Annotated in this window: 20 protein-coding genes and 1 riboswitch; of the genes, 9 read left to right on the top strand and 11 right to left on the bottom strand. The window is 52.8% G+C overall.

From position 1 onward, the window contains the following. Positions 1-345 precede the first annotated feature (345 nt). Positions 346-1,893, bottom strand: coding sequence for a TerC family protein (locus tag IMQ33_RS10040; RefSeq protein ID WP_065685550.1), 1,548 nt, complete (start codon positions 1,891-1,893; stop codon positions 346-348). Positions 1,894-2,479: 586 nt separating this feature from the next. On the opposite strand from IMQ33_RS10040, the gene manX reads away from it, so the two are divergent. The 5 genes from manX (at position 2,480) to mntP (ending at position 6,656) form a co-directional block, all read left to right on the top strand. Beyond that, complete coding sequence (gene manX, locus IMQ33_RS10035; protein WP_024486722.1) at positions 2,480-3,451, top strand: PTS mannose transporter subunit IIAB; 972 nt, start codon at positions 2,480-2,482, stop codon at positions 3,449-3,451. A gap of 55 nt (positions 3,452-3,506) precedes the next feature. Then, positions 3,507-4,307, top strand: a complete 801-nt coding sequence (locus tag IMQ33_RS10030; protein ID WP_021181036.1) for a PTS mannose/fructose/sorbose transporter subunit IIC — start codon at positions 3,507-3,509, stop codon at positions 4,305-4,307. A gap of 15 nt (positions 4,308-4,322) precedes the next feature. Further along, a complete protein-coding gene (locus tag IMQ33_RS10025; protein WP_024531227.1) occupies positions 4,323-5,165 on the top strand; it encodes a PTS mannose transporter subunit IID in 843 nt (280 codons plus the stop codon). Between the two features lie 55 nt (positions 5,166-5,220). Next, complete coding sequence (locus IMQ33_RS10020; RefSeq protein ID WP_098930760.1) at positions 5,221-5,679, top strand: DUF986 family protein; 459 nt, start codon at positions 5,221-5,223, stop codon at positions 5,677-5,679. Positions 5,680-5,898: 219 nt separating this feature from the next. Then, positions 5,899-6,077: riboswitch (yybP-ykoY riboswitch) on the top strand. 12 nt (positions 6,078-6,089) lie between these two features. Further along, positions 6,090-6,656 (top strand): manganese efflux pump MntP, encoded by a 567-nt coding sequence (mntP, locus tag IMQ33_RS10015; RefSeq protein ID WP_024487163.1) that lies wholly within the window; start codon positions 6,090-6,092, stop codon positions 6,654-6,656. Positions 6,657-6,751: 95 nt separating this feature from the next. Here the strand turns inward: mntP and rlmA are convergent, their stop codons facing one another. Continuing rightward, complete coding sequence (gene rlmA / locus IMQ33_RS10010) at positions 6,752-7,618, bottom strand: 23S rRNA (guanine(745)-N(1))-methyltransferase (RefSeq protein ID WP_196061492.1); 867 nt, start codon at positions 7,616-7,618, stop codon at positions 6,752-6,754. Between the two features lie 145 nt (positions 7,619-7,763). Here rlmA and IMQ33_RS10005 point away from each other — a divergent pair, with 145 nt between their 5' ends. After that, a complete protein-coding gene (locus IMQ33_RS10005; protein ID WP_196061493.1) occupies positions 7,764-8,477 on the top strand; it encodes a polyphenol oxidase family protein in 714 nt (237 codons plus the stop codon). A gap of 65 nt (positions 8,478-8,542) precedes the next feature. Here the strand turns inward: IMQ33_RS10005 and cspE are convergent, their stop codons facing one another. The 3 genes from cspE to IMQ33_RS09990 all read right to left on the bottom strand — a co-directional run bounded on the left by cspE (position 8,543) and on the right by IMQ33_RS09990 (position 10,656). Next, positions 8,543-8,752, bottom strand: a complete 210-nt coding sequence (cspE, locus tag IMQ33_RS10000; RefSeq protein ID WP_002221949.1) for a transcription antiterminator/RNA stability regulator CspE — start codon at positions 8,750-8,752, stop codon at positions 8,543-8,545. Between the two features lie 41 nt (positions 8,753-8,793). Further along, positions 8,794-8,910 carry a DUF2627 domain-containing protein gene (locus IMQ33_RS09995; RefSeq protein WP_002211058.1) on the bottom strand — a complete coding sequence of 39 codons (117 nt, stop codon included), beginning with the start codon at positions 8,908-8,910 and terminating at the stop codon, positions 8,794-8,796. Between the two features lie 747 nt (positions 8,911-9,657). Beyond that, positions 9,658-10,656 (bottom strand): MBL fold metallo-hydrolase, encoded by a 999-nt coding sequence (locus IMQ33_RS09990; protein WP_065684269.1) that lies wholly within the window; start codon positions 10,654-10,656, stop codon positions 9,658-9,660. Positions 10,657-10,868: 212 nt separating this feature from the next. Here IMQ33_RS09990 and IMQ33_RS09985 point away from each other — a divergent pair, with 212 nt between their 5' ends. Further along, positions 10,869-11,153, top strand: coding sequence for a hypothetical protein (locus tag IMQ33_RS09985; RefSeq protein WP_065684260.1), 285 nt, complete (start codon positions 10,869-10,871; stop codon positions 11,151-11,153). Positions 11,154-11,189: 36 nt separating this feature from the next. Here the strand turns inward: IMQ33_RS09985 and IMQ33_RS09980 are convergent, their stop codons facing one another. From IMQ33_RS09980 to IMQ33_RS09970, 3 genes are all read right to left on the bottom strand, one after another. Continuing rightward, positions 11,190-12,560, bottom strand: coding sequence for an amino acid permease (locus IMQ33_RS09980; RefSeq protein ID WP_024486480.1), 1,371 nt, complete (start codon positions 12,558-12,560; stop codon positions 11,190-11,192). A 162-nt stretch (positions 12,561-12,722) separates the two neighbouring features. After that, complete coding sequence (locus IMQ33_RS09975; protein ID WP_024531219.1) at positions 12,723-12,959, bottom strand: DUF4060 family protein; 237 nt, start codon at positions 12,957-12,959, stop codon at positions 12,723-12,725. A gap of 90 nt (positions 12,960-13,049) precedes the next feature. Further along, positions 13,050-13,352 carry a phage protein NinX family protein gene (locus IMQ33_RS09970; protein ID WP_024531218.1) on the bottom strand — a complete coding sequence of 101 codons (303 nt, stop codon included), beginning with the start codon at positions 13,350-13,352 and terminating at the stop codon, positions 13,050-13,052. 110 nt (positions 13,353-13,462) lie between these two features. On the opposite strand from IMQ33_RS09970, the gene fos reads away from it, so the two are divergent. Continuing rightward, positions 13,463-13,870, top strand: coding sequence for a fosfomycin resistance glutathione transferase (fos, locus tag IMQ33_RS09965; RefSeq protein ID WP_196061494.1), 408 nt, complete (start codon positions 13,463-13,465; stop codon positions 13,868-13,870). An 87-nt stretch (positions 13,871-13,957) separates the two neighbouring features. On the opposite strand, the gene IMQ33_RS09960 is transcribed toward fos, so the two are convergent. The 3 genes from IMQ33_RS09960 to IMQ33_RS09950 form a co-directional block, all read right to left on the bottom strand. Continuing rightward, positions 13,958-14,239, bottom strand: coding sequence for a YebO family protein (locus IMQ33_RS09960; RefSeq protein ID WP_024486477.1), 282 nt, complete (start codon positions 14,237-14,239; stop codon positions 13,958-13,960). A 98-nt stretch (positions 14,240-14,337) separates the two neighbouring features. Beyond that, a complete protein-coding gene (locus IMQ33_RS09955) occupies positions 14,338-14,481 on the bottom strand; it encodes a PhoP/PhoQ regulator MgrB (protein WP_037435707.1) in 144 nt (47 codons plus the stop codon). A gap of 120 nt (positions 14,482-14,601) precedes the next feature. Further along, a complete protein-coding gene (locus IMQ33_RS09950; protein WP_021181023.1) occupies positions 14,602-14,841 on the bottom strand; it encodes a DUF2766 family protein in 240 nt (79 codons plus the stop codon). Positions 14,842-15,010: 169 nt separating this feature from the next. On the opposite strand from IMQ33_RS09950, the gene IMQ33_RS09945 reads away from it, so the two are divergent. Continuing rightward, complete coding sequence (locus IMQ33_RS09945) at positions 15,011-15,223, top strand: YccJ family protein (RefSeq protein ID WP_021181021.1); 213 nt, start codon at positions 15,011-15,013, stop codon at positions 15,221-15,223. Positions 15,224-15,383 lie beyond the last annotated feature (160 nt).

Here is a 15,383-nt window from a genome sequence, read left to right as displayed (position 1 = left end):
CTATCAGCTCCCTCTCCCACAGGGAGAGGGAACAGATCGAGTTAGCCTGAAAATACAGTATTCAGCATGAGCTTTGGCTGACTCACTTTGGATGAAGGAATGGCCGAGGTTGCTGAGATTATCTCCTCTCTCCCAACAGAGCTGGGGCTATCAGCTCCCTCTCCCTGTGGGAGAGGAAACAGATCGAGTTAGCCTGAAAGTACAGTATTCAGCATGAGCTTTGGCTGACTCACTTTGGATGAAGGAATGGCCGAGGTTGCTGAGATTATCTCCTCTCTCCCAACAGAGCTGGGGCTATCAGCTCCCTCTCCCTGTGGGAGAGGGTTGGGGTGAGGGGAAGACCACTTACTCATCTTGCTCGTGCAGCGGTTTCACCTTGGTGATACTGACCAGCTCGATGCGATAATCCGAGATCTCAAGGATTTCAAAACGCAGGTCGTGAAGTTCGACCACGTCTCCCACCGTTGGCATCTGGCCAGAATATGAGAGCAGGAAGCCCGCCAGCGAGGCGTAATCCTCGGTGGGGCTAACCAGATCGTCACAGTCCAACGCCTGCTCCAACGAGTGGAGGTCCGCACCGCCTTTCACCAGCCAGCGGTCGCCATCCTCGATAATATCCGGCGTTTCATCTTCGTCCGGGAACTCACCGGCAATCGCTTCCAGCACGTCCAACGGCGTGACCAGCCCCTGCACCACGCCAAACTCATTGGTCACCATCACCAGGCGGCCCTTGGCCCGGCGCAATACCGCCAGCAGCTTGATCACGTCCATGGTTTCTGGCACCACGATCGGTGGAGTACGTGCGGCAAACTCGGCGATATCCACGCCCTGATCCAACGCGACCAGCAAATCCTTGGCACGCACCACGCCGATAAACTCGTCCAGCTCATAGCGGCAAACCGGGAACAGGCTATGCGGGGTATCCAGCAACTGTTCGCGCACCTCGTCGCGGGAACGTTCGCAATCTACCCACGAAATCTCGGTGCGAGGCGTCATTACGCTGCGCAAGGTACGGGAAGCCAACGTCAGCACACCGCTGATCATGTAGCGTTCCTCCTGCGCAAAGGTTTCTTTCATCTTACTCAGACTGTCTTCATCCACCTGCTGCTGGGTACGCTGTTGCCCCATCAGGCGCATAATCGCTTCAGCCGTGCGTTCGCGCATCGGGCGACGAGACTCGTGCTTGATGAAGTTGCGCCGTGCAATCTGGTTAAACATCTCGATCAGGATCGAGAAGCCAATCGCCGCATACAGATAGCCTTTCGGAATGTGCACGCCAAGGCCTTCGGCAATCAGGCTCAGGCCGATCATCAGCAGGAAGCTCAAACAGAGTACCACGATGGTCGGATGGGCGTTCACGAAGTTGGTCAAAGGTTTCGAGGCCAACAACATCACCGCCATCGCAATCACTACCGCTGCCATCATGACCGGCAGGTCGTTGACCATCCCCACTGCCGTGATCACCGCGTCGAGCGAGAACACCGCATCAAGGATGACAATCTGCACTACCACCGCCCAGAATTTGGCGTAGCCACGGTTAGCACCTTCCTGATGGGTACTGCCCTCCAGCCGTTCATGCAACTCCATCGTGGCTTTGAACAACAGGAATACCCCACCAAACAGCAGGATCAGATCGCGGCCAGAGAAAGCAAATTCCCCCACGCTGAACAGCGGTTTGGTCAGCGTCACCATCCATGAAATCACCGACAGCAACCCAAGACGCATCACCAAGGCTAATGAAAGACCGATAATGCGCGCTTTATCACGCTGCTTGGGCGGTAGTTTGTCGGCCAGAATGGCGATGAATACCAGGTTGTCGATACCCAGCACGATTTCCAAGACCACCAGGGTCAATAACCCGGCCCAAATCGAGGGGTCCATTAATATTTCCATATCAGACTCCAGAAGAAAGACAGGTTGGCAGAGCGGCGCTCAGACGTAGGGAGGCAAACGCAGACGTGGCGTTGGCGATGACAGAGAGAAAACAGGATGGCACTAACAGGAAGCAGCCATAAGGCCGAGCGAACGTTGTTGCGCCAACAGGTGGCGGATGAAACCTTGTAAAACAGTAACTTCGGTGACAGTCCATAGGGAGGGCTGAGGCCCTTCACTCCTTGGTTATGAAAGAAGAATGCACTCTAACAGGAAATTTTTCGCCAGAAAAGTGGCTTTGTTCAGTTTACGTCTCATTTTGTAACAGCTTTGCTGTTTAATTCCGCAAACTAACTATTCAGCTTAATCGATCCACTAATAGCAGAGCAATGTCACAAAATTTATTTTTTCACGCACTAAAATAAATGGCGTTAACGGGAATTAACGGCCACAGGTTTTTGAAACTGCGTGATAAATGTTAAGTGTGAGTTTCTTTTTTTCTACCATAATGTATTTGCACCAACGTATCTGAACCGCGGAAGTGACTGCCAGGATGGTGATGAGTCAAGACACGATCCGTGCCTTAAGTTCAACGAGGAGGTAGCGAGTGGCAATAGCTATTATCATCGGCACACACGGGACTGCAGCGGAACAACTGCTGAAAACAGCAGAAATGCTATTGGGTGAGCAAGCCAACGTCGCCTACATAGATTTCGTTCCCGGTGAAAATGCTGAAACGTTAATTGAGAAATACAATGGGAAAATCAGTGAGCTCGATACCAGCGATGGCGTCCTGTTTCTGGTTGATACCTGGGGCGGCAGCCCGTTTAACGCGGCCAGCCGCATCGCAGTAGACAAACCACACTATGAGGTTATCACCGGGGTTAACATTCCCATGCTGGTGGAAACATTCATGGCCCGTGATGACAACCCGAGCTTTGACGAACTGGTCGCTCTGGCGTTGGAAACCGGCCGTGAAGGCGTGAAAGCGCTGAAGAAACCGGTGGAAGAGAGTGTTAAGCCCGTCGCGCCACAAAGTGCCCCTGCCCCAAAAGCCGCTGCGCCCCAAGCGCCTCTCGGCCCCAATGACCATATGAAAATCTGCCTGGCGCGTATCGACGATCGATTGATCCACGGCCAGGTTGCTACCCGCTGGACCAAAGAGACCAACGTCAGCCGCATCATCGTAGTCAGCGATGAAGTGGCCGCCGACCACGTCCGTAAAACCTTGCTGACTCAGGTTGCTCCTCCAGGCGTTACCGCTCACGTTGTTGACGTGGCGAAGGCGATCCGCGTCTGGAACAACCCGAAATATGCGGGTGAGCGCGTGATGCTGCTGTTCACCAACCCAACCGATGTTTGGCGTCTGGTTGAGGAAGGGGTGAATATCACATCGGTGAATATCGGTGGTATGGCGTTCCGCCAGGGTAAAACTCAGGTGAATAACGCAGTGTCCGTCGATGAGAAAGACATCGAGGCGTTTAAGAAGTTAAACGAACGCGGGATTGAACTTGAAGTCCGTAAGGTCTCTTCCGACAGTCAGCTAAAAATGATGGACCTGATTAACAAACTCAATTAACGGCAACGTCGTTAATTTTTTACTCAGAGCTGTTTGGTCATATAGGAGAAGTGCAATGGAGATCACCACTCTTCAGATTGTACTGATATTTATCGTTGCCTGTATCGCCGGGATGGGTTCCGTCCTGGATGAGTTTCAATTCCACCGCCCGTTAGTGGCCTGTACGCTGATTGGCTTCGTTCTCGGTGACATCAAAACCGGTATCATCATCGGCGGTACGCTGGAGATGATCGCACTGGGTTGGATGAACATCGGGGCTGCGGTTGCACCCGATGCGGCGTTAGCGTCGATTATTTCCACCATTCTGGTTATCGCCGGTGGACAAAACATCGGTGCCGGTATTGCCCTGGCGATCCCACTGGCAGCAGCAGGCCAGGTACTGACCATTATCGTGCGTACCATCACCGTGGCCTTCCAGCATGCGGCGGACAAAGCGGCAGAACGGGGTAACCTGAACGGCATTACCGTGATCCACATCGCGGCCCTGTTGGTACAGGCAATGCGTGTCGCGATTCCTGCGGTGATCGTTGCGGTCTCTGTCGGCACAGCGGGAGTCCACGCCCTGCTTAACTCGATTCCGGAAGTGGTCACAGGCGGTCTGAACATCGCCGGTGGCATGATCGTGGTGGTCGGTTACGCGATGGTCATCAACATGATGCGTGCCGGTTATCTGATGCCATTCTTCTACCTGGGCTTTGTTACCGCAGCCTTCACCAACTTTAACCTGGTCGCACTCGGTGTGATCGGCGTGGTGATGGCGGTGCTCTACATCCAGCTCAGCCCTAAATACAACAAGTCTCAGGTGGTTCAGGCCAACCCTGCCGGTGCCAACGACCTCGATAACGAATTGGACTAGGAATAGGTGAAAGAAATGGTTGATACAACGACTCAAAAGAAACTGACACCTGCCGATATTCGAGGCGTATTCGTACGCTCCAACCTGTTCCAGGGTTCATGGAACTTCGAACGTATGCAGGCGCTAGGTTTTTGCTTCTCCATGGTGCCGGTGATCCGTCGCCTGTACCCGGACAACAACGACGAACGCAAGCAGGCAATCAAACGCCATCTTGAGTTCTTCAATACGCAACCGTTCGTCGCAGCGCCAATCCTTGGCGTTACCATGGCGATGGAAGAACAGCGTGCCAACGGCGCACCGATCGACGATGCGGCCATCAACGGCATCAAAGTAGGTCTGATGGGGCCACTGGCCGGCGTAGGTGACCCGATATTCTGGGGTACCGTTCGCCCGGTATTTGCCGCATTGGGTGCGGGTATTGCCATGAGTGGCAGCCTGCTCGGCCCACTATTGTTCTTCGTGATGTTTAACCTGGTGCGCCTGTTGGTTCGTTACTACGGTGTCGCCTACGGCTATCGCAAAGGGGTCGATATCGTTAGCGATATGGGCGGTGGTTTCCTGCAAAAACTGACGGAAGGGGCGTCCATCCTCGGCCTGTTTGTCATGGGGGCCCTGGTTAACAAGTGGACGCACGTCAATATCCCGCTGGTGGTGTCAAAAATTACCGACCAGACCGGGCAAACCCACGTGACCACGGTACAAACCATCCTCGACCAACTGATGCCTGGCTTGGTACCGCTGCTACTGACCTTCGGTTGTATGTGGCTGCTGCGCAGGAAGGTCAACGCGCTGTGGATCATCATCGGCTTCTTCGCCATCGGTATCTTTGGTTATTGGATTGGTCTGTTAGGTCTGTAATAGCAATTGATAGCCGGGGGGCAACCCCCGGTTTTTTTATTTATGGAGTGGTGAGATGTCTCTGACCGATGGCGTAATACTGATTTTTATTCTGCTGATGCTGGCGTATGCGCTGTATGACGAGTTCGGCATGAACCTGCTGAAAGGAAAAACGCTGTTAAAGGTGCAGCTCAAGCGGGGTAACCGTCTGGACTGCCTGATTTTCGTCGGTCTGATCGCTATTCTGATCTATCGCAACCTGGTCGAGCAGGGAGCGCCGATAACCACCTACCTGCTAATTTCCCTGGCCTTGATTGCGATATATATATCCTATATCCGCTGGCCCAAGATGTTGTTTAAAACCACGGGCTTCTTCTATGCAAATGCGTTTATTGACTATCGACGTATCAAAGCCATGAATTTATCCGAAGACGGCATTCTGGTTATCGACTTAGAACAGCGCCGGTTATTAATCCGGGTTACACACCTGGATGACCTGGAGAAAATTTACCATTTTTTCCTTGAAAATAAATGAGTTAAAAACATCCCCACCCCATCCTGATTAATTAACAGTGCTTTTTTCGGGTAATTAATCAGCATGGCTGGTGTTTTTTCTGCTTATTATTTCCACACCATTGATGCAACTATCACCATTATTACTCTCAACAAACCCGTGAATGAAAATAATTCTCAATTTCACCCAATACCCCGGTGAAATTAAACGTTGTCCGCAGCAAAAATATTATGGTATGGTTGCGCCGTCATTGGGGAGTAGCCGGTTTCTGGGGAGTCATAACCAGAAACGCCCGTATCAACATACTCGTTTCGTCAGCGAAACGTGGTGCGGGCAGCCAGGTAGGTTGGCGAGACCATAGGCACGTAACTCCGTCGTATGGTTGGGGGTGGGTTACGTGTATATGGAGCCACCCGGCCGAGACTATTTCAATGAACCTTTCCGCAACTCTTATCCTGGCTTTTGGCATGTCTATGGACGCGTTTGCCGCGTCGATCGGCAAAGGTGCCACTCTGCATCAACCGCGTTTTCGCGAAGCTATCCGTACCGGTCTGATCTTTGGCATCATTGAAGCCATTACCCCGCTGATCGGCTGGGGCATCGGTCTGTTTGCCAGCCAATACATCATGGAATGGGACCACTGGGTTGCCTTTAGCCTGCTGTTTATCCTTGGCGCGCGCATGATCGTTGAAGGGGTGAAAAACAAGCCGGAAGAAGAGAAAGTCAATCGTCATGGCTTCTGGGTGCTGGTTGCTACGGCCATTGCCACCAGTCTGGATGCGATGGCAATCGGCGTAGGTCTGGCATTCCTGCAGGTTAATATCCTGCATACCGCGATGGCGATAGGTATGGCAACCATGATCATGGCTACGCTGGGGATGATGGTTGGCCGGTTTATCGGCCCGCTGCTGGGCAAGCGCGCAGAAATTCTTGGCGGCGTGGTGCTGATCGGAATTGGCTTTAATATCCTGCTGGAGCACTTGGGCTACTTGGCTTAATCTCTGGCGACGAAGCATACTCCCTCACCCTCTCCCCAAGGAGAGGGAACCGATTGACACCACATCATCAGTTGCAAATCAGCGTCCGTAACTGACTACAGCTCCGTACCAACTCCCTCGCCCTGTGGGAGAGGGGTGGAGTGAGGGGCGACTCGGCGGTATAAGCGGATAGCGAAATCCGTCTCACAGGCAAAGGTCGCCATGTCGAGCAAACCTTGTTGCACCTCCGGCGAAGCGCGCCAGGCAAACGGCGTCATCTGCAACAGATTGGCAGCCTGGTCACCCGGCAGCGCCATCGGATAAGCCAATGACTCGGCCAAATCACAGCTGAAGCCCTCAAGCTGCTCATCATGCTCCGCATGCAATTGAACCTCCTGATAAACCTGCTGTTTTAGCTGATAAAGGTGACGCGGCCCCGGTGACACCGTCACAACCACCCCACCCGGCTTGACTACTCGCGCCAATTCCTCGGCTTTACAGGGTGCATAGATACGTAACACAGCATCGAGCGACGCGTCGGCAAACGGTAGACGATGACTGGAAGCCACGCAGAAAGAGACCGTCGGGTAGCGTTTGGCTGCCGAGCGAATCGCCACCTTGGCGACATCCAGGCCATACACCGCTACGGTCCGCTCCTGAGACAAGCGTGCAGCCACGGCGGCCGTGTAATAGCCTTCACCACAGCCAATATCCAGCAGTGCCTGTGGTTCAATAGGCAAGGTGCTGGCTAACAGTTCGGCCACTCGCTGTTGCAACGGCTGGTAGTAGCCGCCGTCAAGAAATGCGCGGCGGGCCTGCATCATCTCGGCACTGTCACCCGGCTGTTTAGAACGCTTGTGTTGCACCGGCATTAAGTTGACGTACCCTTCTTTGGCACGGTCGAATTGATGGTTATTTTCGCAACGCCACTGTTGGTTTGCGAAATCAAGCGGTTGGAAGCACAGGGGGCACTGATAAGACATGGATGAGATCCCAGAGAGAGATGGCGCGGGTAGTCTAAAGAAGGCTGGTGTACGATGCAAGGCGGATGCCCATCTGCCACTAGCCAAGTAATCCAAAAGCTGGCTACACTGGATATCTCCTCTCAGCCACAGGCAAAGACGTTCTATGACCGACTATTCCCCGCTGCTCAGCGGCGTTCCTGGCATCGCTCATGGCTTTGGCAATAAAGGTGCCCTTCTGCCAACGCCGTTACAGCCCTTTCGCAATACGCTGCCTGAGAAAAAACAGGTACACGGTATTCGCATAGTCGATATCCATCAGGCAGGCCAGCAATGCGGTGAAGCCGATGGCTTCTTTACCCGTGAGCCAGGGATCCTGATCAGCGTATTAACCGCAGACTGCCTGCCGGTCATTTTCAGCCGTAAAGACGGTAGCGCCATTGCTGCGGTACATGCGGGCTGGCGCGGCCTGCTGGATGGCATTCTGGAGCAGATGGCCAAACACATCGGCCAGGATGACGATACCGCCAACTGGGTGGCCTCCATCGGCCCCGCTGCGGGCGCTTGCTGCTATCAGGTTAATCAGGAGCTGGTCGAACAGTTTCGGCAGGCACTGCCCTTGCCAGCAGAGCTGATCAGCCCGACCCACCGCCATCTGGATCTGGCCGCCATCGCCGTAAACAAGCTCAAAGCCTTGGGATTCGCCGCGGTCGATCACGCAGGCACTTGCACCATCTGCACGCTCAACAGCGACCCACGGCAGCCCCAGCGCTTTAAATACACCAGCTATCGCCGCAACAGCCATCGCCGTGCACTAGATCCCAGCCATCCGGGGATTAAAGGCCGTAATCAGTATTCCGGCATCATCATTACCGGGTGACATTCACCGACGCCAGAAACGAAAAAACCCGCACTAAGGCGGGTTTTTTGTTCAGCTGACGCTGATTAGATTGCAGTAACGTTTACTGCAGATGGGCCTTTCTGGCCATCTTGGATTTCGAACTCAACGTTCTGGCCTTCAGCCAGGGTTTTGAAGCCGTTACCCTGGATTGCAGAGAAGTGTACGAACACGTCTTTGCTGCCGTCAGCCGGGGTGATGAAACCGAAACCTTTAGACTCGTTGAACCACTTAACTTGACCTTTGATCTTTGCCATCTTGAGTATTTCCTTTGGATTGTTTAAACCGCCCGTAGGCGTTACATAGACAAACTAGAGTCGTTACTGCTTGAGGCACTAAGATAAGGATCGGCAGAGAAGCGGTATTCAACGCTAACGTCTTTACTCAGAACTTCTTTACTGAAAATGCCACACATATACAGAACTGTACCTCGTTTTACCCAAGTGCGTTATCACATACTCTGGAATCGATGGCAAGCCATTTTTAATCACTCATGGACGTGTCGCACATATTTGAAACGGTCAGCCGCAAGAATAGCTTAAATAGGGCAAAAGAGGTTGAAGCCTTGGCTATTTTCTGCTTTGTAAAGAAGCTGCGCTGTACTCCGCGTGGCGCCTCAGTTTTAACAATTCTTTCAACTCGGCAGCAAGCGGTTTTGACCACATATAAGCCGCGGACAGGCCAAAGAACGTAAAAAAATTTGAATATTTATGGAATTTTATATGCAACTATTGAATATCGATGACCGGGGGCCAAACGGCCTACTGATCCGACCTTTGGCTAGCAAAGCCTGTCATAGCAGGACAGTTATGCTTTGGCCCGCCACAACAGAATCGTTCACTCGGGCCAAAACGCTCACGCAGACCAGTGCATAATCATGCAGCGAGCCAAATTTTGCACCAAGAATGTGCAAGTGGACGAAATAGCCCCCCGCCCTACAAGTTTATATCCGTAGCTAAGTTAGTAAGGATAAAAACAAATAATAAAAATACCACCTACCCGCTCAGCGGCTATTTCCGCCGAAGATTAACAAAATCGCCAAGGCTTTTTATTCGCTAATCTTGGCGTAGCTGTTTTATCCATTACCCGCCGCAAACCCCGCAAAGCCGCACCACACACAGCGCCACCCGATGCGGGGTGCGCCGCAACCCCATGATACTCATTAGGAGTTAGGGCTAACCTCCAGATGTTCACCAATCTTCAGCGGATAAAAACTGTGCTGCTCAACCCCGGCCTCGCGTAGTGCCAGGCTGAGTTGTTCAGGCGGTTCATCCAACGACTCATCGGCCAATTCAAACACGCCCCAATGGATAGGGATCACTCTGGGTTCGTTCAATTGCTGATACAGCCTCACCGACTGCTGCGGGTCCATATGCTGCTCTTGCATGAACCATCTTGGGGCGTAAGCACCAATGGGCAGCGCCGCGATATCGAACGGCCCAAGGCGGGTGCCGATATCGACCAACCGCTCGCTGTAACCGCTGTCACCAGAGAAATAAAAACGCAGCGCCGGGTGATGGATCACCCAGCCACACCATAGAGAACGGTTGCGATCCCACGGTGTACGCATGCTCCAGTGGCGTGCTGGCGTGGCGTAGACCGTCATTTCGTCCAGCGTCAGGCTCTCCCACCAATCCAGTTCGACCACCCGTTTGGCCGGGTAATGGCTGAACCAGCGTTTGAGGCCCAACGGTACAACGAAGGTGGCATTGCGAAAGCGTTTGGTCAGTTCCCTGATGGTTTGGCGATCCAGATGGTCGTAGTGATTATGGGAAATCAGCACCACATCTACCGCGGGCAACTGCTTTACCGTTAGCGGAGGTGGTGTCTTGCGATGCGGGCCGTAGAAGCTCACAGGTGATGCCCTTGGCGACAGTACCGGATCGATCAGCACATGGCGGCCCCCCAGGCGCAACAGCAGAGAAGCATGGCCCAACCACCATACACGGTCCTGATCGCCGCTCAGATCGGCGGCTTGCCACCAGTTGGAGATGAACTGTTCGTAGCCTGCTTGAGGAGGTTTGGGCAGGCCGAGCTTCTTGCGTTCATCTTGCCAGCGCTTCAGATCCCCGGCCTGGTGTAGCGACGGCTCCGGGTTGCAGAATCCCTGTGGCGTATGATGCGCTTTGCTGGCGTCGTAATATTTGTTGGTTATTTTCAACCCATTCTCTCCCTGTAGTACCATAGTGTTTCCGCAACCGTTACAAGGTTGCCTACCCAATAGCTTATAATATCGCAATGACAAACAACTGACCTTTTTGTGGATATTGTTGTCATAGCCAGGGTAAGAAGGCCAAGGTCGCCAAGAACCTGTTAAGCCTTTCTTAAGAACCTTGTGATTTACTTACTAGGACATTCTGAAAAGGAGGAGTTATGAGCAGGACTGCATCAGGCAAGTCACGCGTTCGTATGGGCCGCTATCGCCGAGCGCTGACTACGCAAGGGCAATACTGGAAAATGTATCTGGCAATGAAGCTGCGCCGGCTACGCGTACCGTCACCGCTGCTGTTACTGGCAAGCACCCTGGCAGGCTTTTTTATGCTGGGCCTGCTGATGCTTAGCGTGGTGGTGATTGATGTTATCAGCACCCTGTTCCTGCTGTGCAGAAAGCTGCTGCGGCTGGGGCGCCACCATCAGGGCAATGCCGTCGCCCGTTAACCGTTTGGAGGCGCTGCGGCGCCTCCTACGTGAAAACTACCTCTTGTTACCACCCGCCTTTTTACGCCGGGTCAGCAAAAATCCAACCCACAACAACAGTACCCAAACCGGCATCAACAGTACGGAGATGCGGATCCCTGGGCTGAAGTACATGATCACCAGGATCAACGACAGGAACACCAGGCACAGATAGTTGCCAAACGGATACCATAGCGACCTAAAGCTGGTGATCACCCCTTGGCGATCCTTGGCCGCGCGGAATTTCAGGTGCGCCAGGCAAATCATCACCCAGTTAATCACTAACGTTGAGACCACCAGCGCCATCAGCAAGCCAAACGCCTCGCCGGGCATGACGTAGTTAATCAATACGCCTACCGAGGTGGCCAGCGCCGATAACGCGATAGACAGCACCGGTACGCCACGCTTGTTGACCTTGGTCAGCGCCTTTGGCGCATTGCCTTGTGTCGCCAGGCCAAACAGCATCCGGCTATTGCAATACACGCCGCTGTTGTAGACCGACAGCGCCGCCGTCAGTACCACCACGTTGAGCATGGTCGCCACCAGGTTGCTGTTGAGCGCATGGAAGATCATCACAAACGGACTGCCCCCTTCCACAACCTTGCCCCACGGGTAAAGTGACAACAGCACCGTCAACGAGCCGATATAGAAGATCAGGATGCGATACACCACCTGATTGGTGGCTTTAGGAATGCTACGGCGCGGATCGGCTGCTTCTGCTGCGGTGATACCCACCATTTCCAGCCCACCGAACGAGAACATGATCACCGCCATCGCCATCACCAGGCCGCTGATGCCGTGTGGCATAAAGCCGCCCTGATCCCACAGGTTGCTAATGCTGGCTTCCGGGCCACCGTTGCCGCTGGCCAACAGATAGGCACCAAATACGATCATCCCTAGGATCGCCGCCACCTTGATGATGGCAAACCAGAACTCGGTTTCCCCATACAGGCGTACGTTCACCAGATTGACCAGGTTAATCACGACGAAGAAAACTGCCGCCGATGCCCAGGTTGGGATTTCCGGCCACCAGTATTGAATATAAATCCCTACGGCGGTCAGTTCCGCCATACCGACCAGGATAAACATCGCCCAGTAGTTCCAACCGGATAAGAAACCGGCAAAGTCTCCCCAATATTTATAGGCAAAATGGCTAAAGGAACCGGCCACCGGCTCTTCCACCACCATCTCCCCCAGTTGGCGCATGATCAAAAAGGCAATAAAACCGCCAATGGCATAGCCCAGCAGCACGGAAGGCCCGGCCATCTGAATGGTTTGTGCAATACCCAGGAATAGGCCGGTACCGATGGCACCTCCCAAGGCAATAAGTTGTATATGTCTATTTTTTAAACCGCGTTTTAGCGGGGTATCCTGAAGCTGACCGCCCATCTTATCCTCGTCCGGCTGAGTATCCAGGCAGCATTGCGCAAGATATCGCCAACCAATAAATAAACCTGCGGGCGTTTTAACACTTAACCTTTCAGGCATCAAGGATTAGCGCCCGGTAATCATTCACCGGGCCAGGAGGTTACAAGAGGTTTGCTACGCCAGCTAGCTTGGCATACCGCACAGTTTGCTGAGGTTACGTGCGCCGATCATCAGCGTCGCCACATAGGATTGACGGCGGGTGATGACCTCCACCGCCACGCGATCGTTTTGATACTTTATCAGGTAGGTTGAGGGCCAGCCTTGTCGGTGCAGCCCATAGCTTTTGGCATGACAATCGATCGCCGCATGGGCAATCACTAAATGTGAGAGATTGGTATCACCTTTGATAATGCGCTTCATAAAACAGTCTCCGTCAGCGACAGGTCCATTGTCAGAATAAGGCGGTGTCTCATCATTACGGGTCATCTACATTATCGACTAACATTTGATTTATTGCGCTTGCTGACTCAATAAAAAACAGATCATTGCGGCCCGCAACGGGCTATGACTACCGGCTTGCCACTCCCCTTGCTGGGTGATAATACTGGCTTGCCACTGTGGCTGGTCACTTTGTTCAGGAGCATTAAGGCTTATTTTGTTGGCGCAGATAATCGGCCAGGCATCGGAGGGGTTCTTGCAGTAGTCTTTCCCTTTCACGCCGCCGTAAGGGTACCATTTGTCAGGGTTTTCCCCGGTGATTAACGCAATGCTGCGGTTTACTTCGGCGTCGCTTTCTTCGTACCATCTAATCATTGCTGATATCCATCTTTCGTAGAGTTGGCGCTACATTACGATGCCAATACGACAGATTTATGACAGCTCGCGCGTCGTTAACATTATTTTTACTTACGGATGAATTGATTATGTTGCTGGGTCTTAACCACCTGACGCTCGCGGTAAGTGAGGTTGAGCGCAGTTTTCGCTTTTATGTGGATGTGCTGGGGTTTACCCCCAAAGCCCGCTGGCATCAAGGTGCCTATCTTGCATTGGGTGAACTGTGGCTATGCCTGTCACTGGATGATGCCCGAAAAAAAGAGATGTTGAGCGACTATACGCATTACGCGTTTAGTGTGGCACCCGAGAACTTTGCCGTCATTGTGGAGCGTTTGCGCAAAGTTGGCGTACAGGAGTGGAAGAGCAATCACAGTGAGGGCGAATCTTGCTATTTTCTCGATCCCGATCGGCACGCGCTGGAAATCCACTGTGGCGATCTGGCAAGCCGGTTGGCAGCCTGCCGGGAGAAACCCTATCAGGGGATGGTGTTTTACTGAAACGGAATGGTGAGAAGGCGATCCGGTTAAAACTGAAACTGAGATAACCGACGTGTCCTTAACCTTCTCACCAAATGAGGTGCGCAATTAACGCTCTGGGATGAACCCTTTATAACTCAGTGCCGGGCTAAGGTCATCATCATAATCGTCAACCGATGCCTTGTCCCCTCGGGCGGTTTGCACCAACGTTTTTAACAGTGCCGTTTGCTGGCGCTGCTGCTCGGCGATTTCCTGCAACAGCTGGATCTGTTCGTTGGCACGTACGCTGGCGCGATTCACTATGAACCAGACCCACAGGCCAAGCAATACAGCCAACACCATAACGGCGATGGAAATCAGGCCGGACGGGCCAGAAGCTAAATCAAACATGGACAACCCTATCTACTCTACTGCCTCAACCAAGCCGATATAGTAACATTCCCACCAAGGCCAGGGGCAAGTTTGCGAAAAATTGTTATTTCGCCATGTTACCAGGGAACGATACGCGTGATAGAGCAAATGCCCAGTGCAAACTTCCCACCTTGATCGCAATAGCTATCCAGAGCCAGCAGATAGAAAAGCAAGCAGGCAAACAGCGTTGCCGCTATCACCAGCAGTTTTTTACGCCCCAAACCTTAGCAGCCTTATGATTATGTTGTTAACCTAATCATCAATGCTAGCATAGGCAACTTAAACGAAGTTTAACCGGCCGTTTAGATCTCCCTGCCCATCTTGAACAAAAGATAACCCGGTTACTCGCGGTTAAACTTCATCTCAATCAGCGCAATCGCTTTTTCAATCGCCCGCTTGGTGATCGGATCGGCCCCGGCCGGGTGGCTGCTAAAATCGATACTCTTGAGCTGGCTGGCCATCTTGTCCCGTACTTCGGTCGGCGCGATCACGTCGATCACATCCAGGATCTGCTTGATAACCAGTTGGCAGGCAACCAGATCGGAAACCAGTTCTTGATCGTTGCTCAGTGCGCTAGACATAATTTTTCCTCTGTTGATGTAAACGCGGCAAAGAATACCACGCCGTTTTGCATTTTGCCGTAGGCGTTCCGCCCTGAATTTTCGGCAATAATACGCATGCCTTGCAAAAACCAGCAGCAGAATTGTGGCCTATACTAGGCTGTGCCTCACACTCAACAGGAGAGCAGTCATGGCAAATCATAATGTGAAATCTTGGGCGACAGTGCGTGAAACCTCGGTAGAAATTGCCGAAGCGATCTTTGAGTTGGCCGGTAACGACGAGGTTTTGGCGCAAAAAATTTGGGAAGAAGGCAGCGATGAAGTGCTGCCGCTGGCGTTCAGTAAAACCGAAGCCGACCAACTGTACTGGGGCGAAGAAACCATCGAGCGTAAAAACGTCTGACGCCCCTCACCCCAACCCTCTCCCACAGGGAGAGGGTGCTGTTTGCCCCTGCCCATTTGGAACTAAAGAGGTCATATCAGCAAACTCGATCACCCTTTAGTCCAAGGTGAGTCAGCCGATGCTCATGATGAATCACTACACTTTCACCCGACTCGATCGG

It is taken from the genome of Serratia sp. Res13-Sevr-LER1-36-b (genome assembly GCF_015673035.1).
Classification (GTDB): domain Bacteria; phylum Pseudomonadota; class Gammaproteobacteria; order Enterobacterales; family Enterobacteriaceae; genus Chania; species Chania fonticola_C.
The sequence above is the reverse complement of the archived record's forward strand: the minus strand, read 5'-3'. Positions and strand labels throughout refer to the sequence as shown.

Coding starts and splice junctions, on each gene's coding strand:
- IMQ33_RS10040 (WP_065685550.1), bottom strand. CDS start 1,893: ATGGAAATATTAATGGACCCCTCGATTTGGGCCGGGTTATTGACCCTG.
- IMQ33_RS10030 (WP_021181036.1), top strand. CDS start 3,507: ATGGAGATCACCACTCTTCAGATTGTACTGATATTTATCGTTGCCTGT.
- IMQ33_RS10025 (WP_024531227.1), top strand. CDS start 4,323: ATGGTTGATACAACGACTCAAAAGAAACTGACACCTGCCGATATTCGA.
- IMQ33_RS10020 (WP_098930760.1), top strand. CDS start 5,221: ATGTCTCTGACCGATGGCGTAATACTGATTTTTATTCTGCTGATGCTG.
- mntP (WP_024487163.1), top strand. CDS start 6,090: ATGAACCTTTCCGCAACTCTTATCCTGGCTTTTGGCATGTCTATGGAC.
- rlmA (WP_196061492.1), bottom strand. CDS start 7,618: ATGTCTTATCAGTGCCCCCTGTGCTTCCAACCGCTTGATTTCGCAAAC.
- IMQ33_RS10005 (WP_196061493.1), top strand. CDS start 7,764: ATGACCGACTATTCCCCGCTGCTCAGCGGCGTTCCTGGCATCGCTCAT.
- cspE (WP_002221949.1), bottom strand. CDS start 8,752: ATGGCAAAGATCAAAGGTCAAGTTAAGTGGTTCAACGAGTCTAAAGGT.
- IMQ33_RS09995 (WP_002211058.1), bottom strand. CDS start 8,910: ATGTGTGGCATTTTCAGTAAAGAAGTTCTGAGTAAAGACGTTAGCGTT.
- IMQ33_RS09985 (WP_065684260.1), top strand. CDS start 10,869: ATGAGCAGGACTGCATCAGGCAAGTCACGCGTTCGTATGGGCCGCTAT.
- IMQ33_RS09980 (WP_024486480.1), bottom strand. CDS start 12,560: ATGGGCGGTCAGCTTCAGGATACCCCGCTAAAACGCGGTTTAAAAAAT.
- IMQ33_RS09975 (WP_024531219.1), bottom strand. CDS start 12,959: ATGAAGCGCATTATCAAAGGTGATACCAATCTCTCACATTTAGTGATT.
- IMQ33_RS09970 (WP_024531218.1), bottom strand. CDS start 13,352: ATGATTAGATGGTACGAAGAAAGCGACGCCGAAGTAAACCGCAGCATT.
- fos (WP_196061494.1), top strand. CDS start 13,463: ATGTTGCTGGGTCTTAACCACCTGACGCTCGCGGTAAGTGAGGTTGAG.
- IMQ33_RS09960 (WP_024486477.1), bottom strand. CDS start 14,239: ATGTTTGATTTAGCTTCTGGCCCGTCCGGCCTGATTTCCATCGCCGTT.
- IMQ33_RS09950 (WP_021181023.1), bottom strand. CDS start 14,841: ATGTCTAGCGCACTGAGCAACGATCAAGAACTGGTTTCCGATCTGGTT.
- IMQ33_RS09945 (WP_021181021.1), top strand. CDS start 15,011: ATGGCAAATCATAATGTGAAATCTTGGGCGACAGTGCGTGAAACCTCG.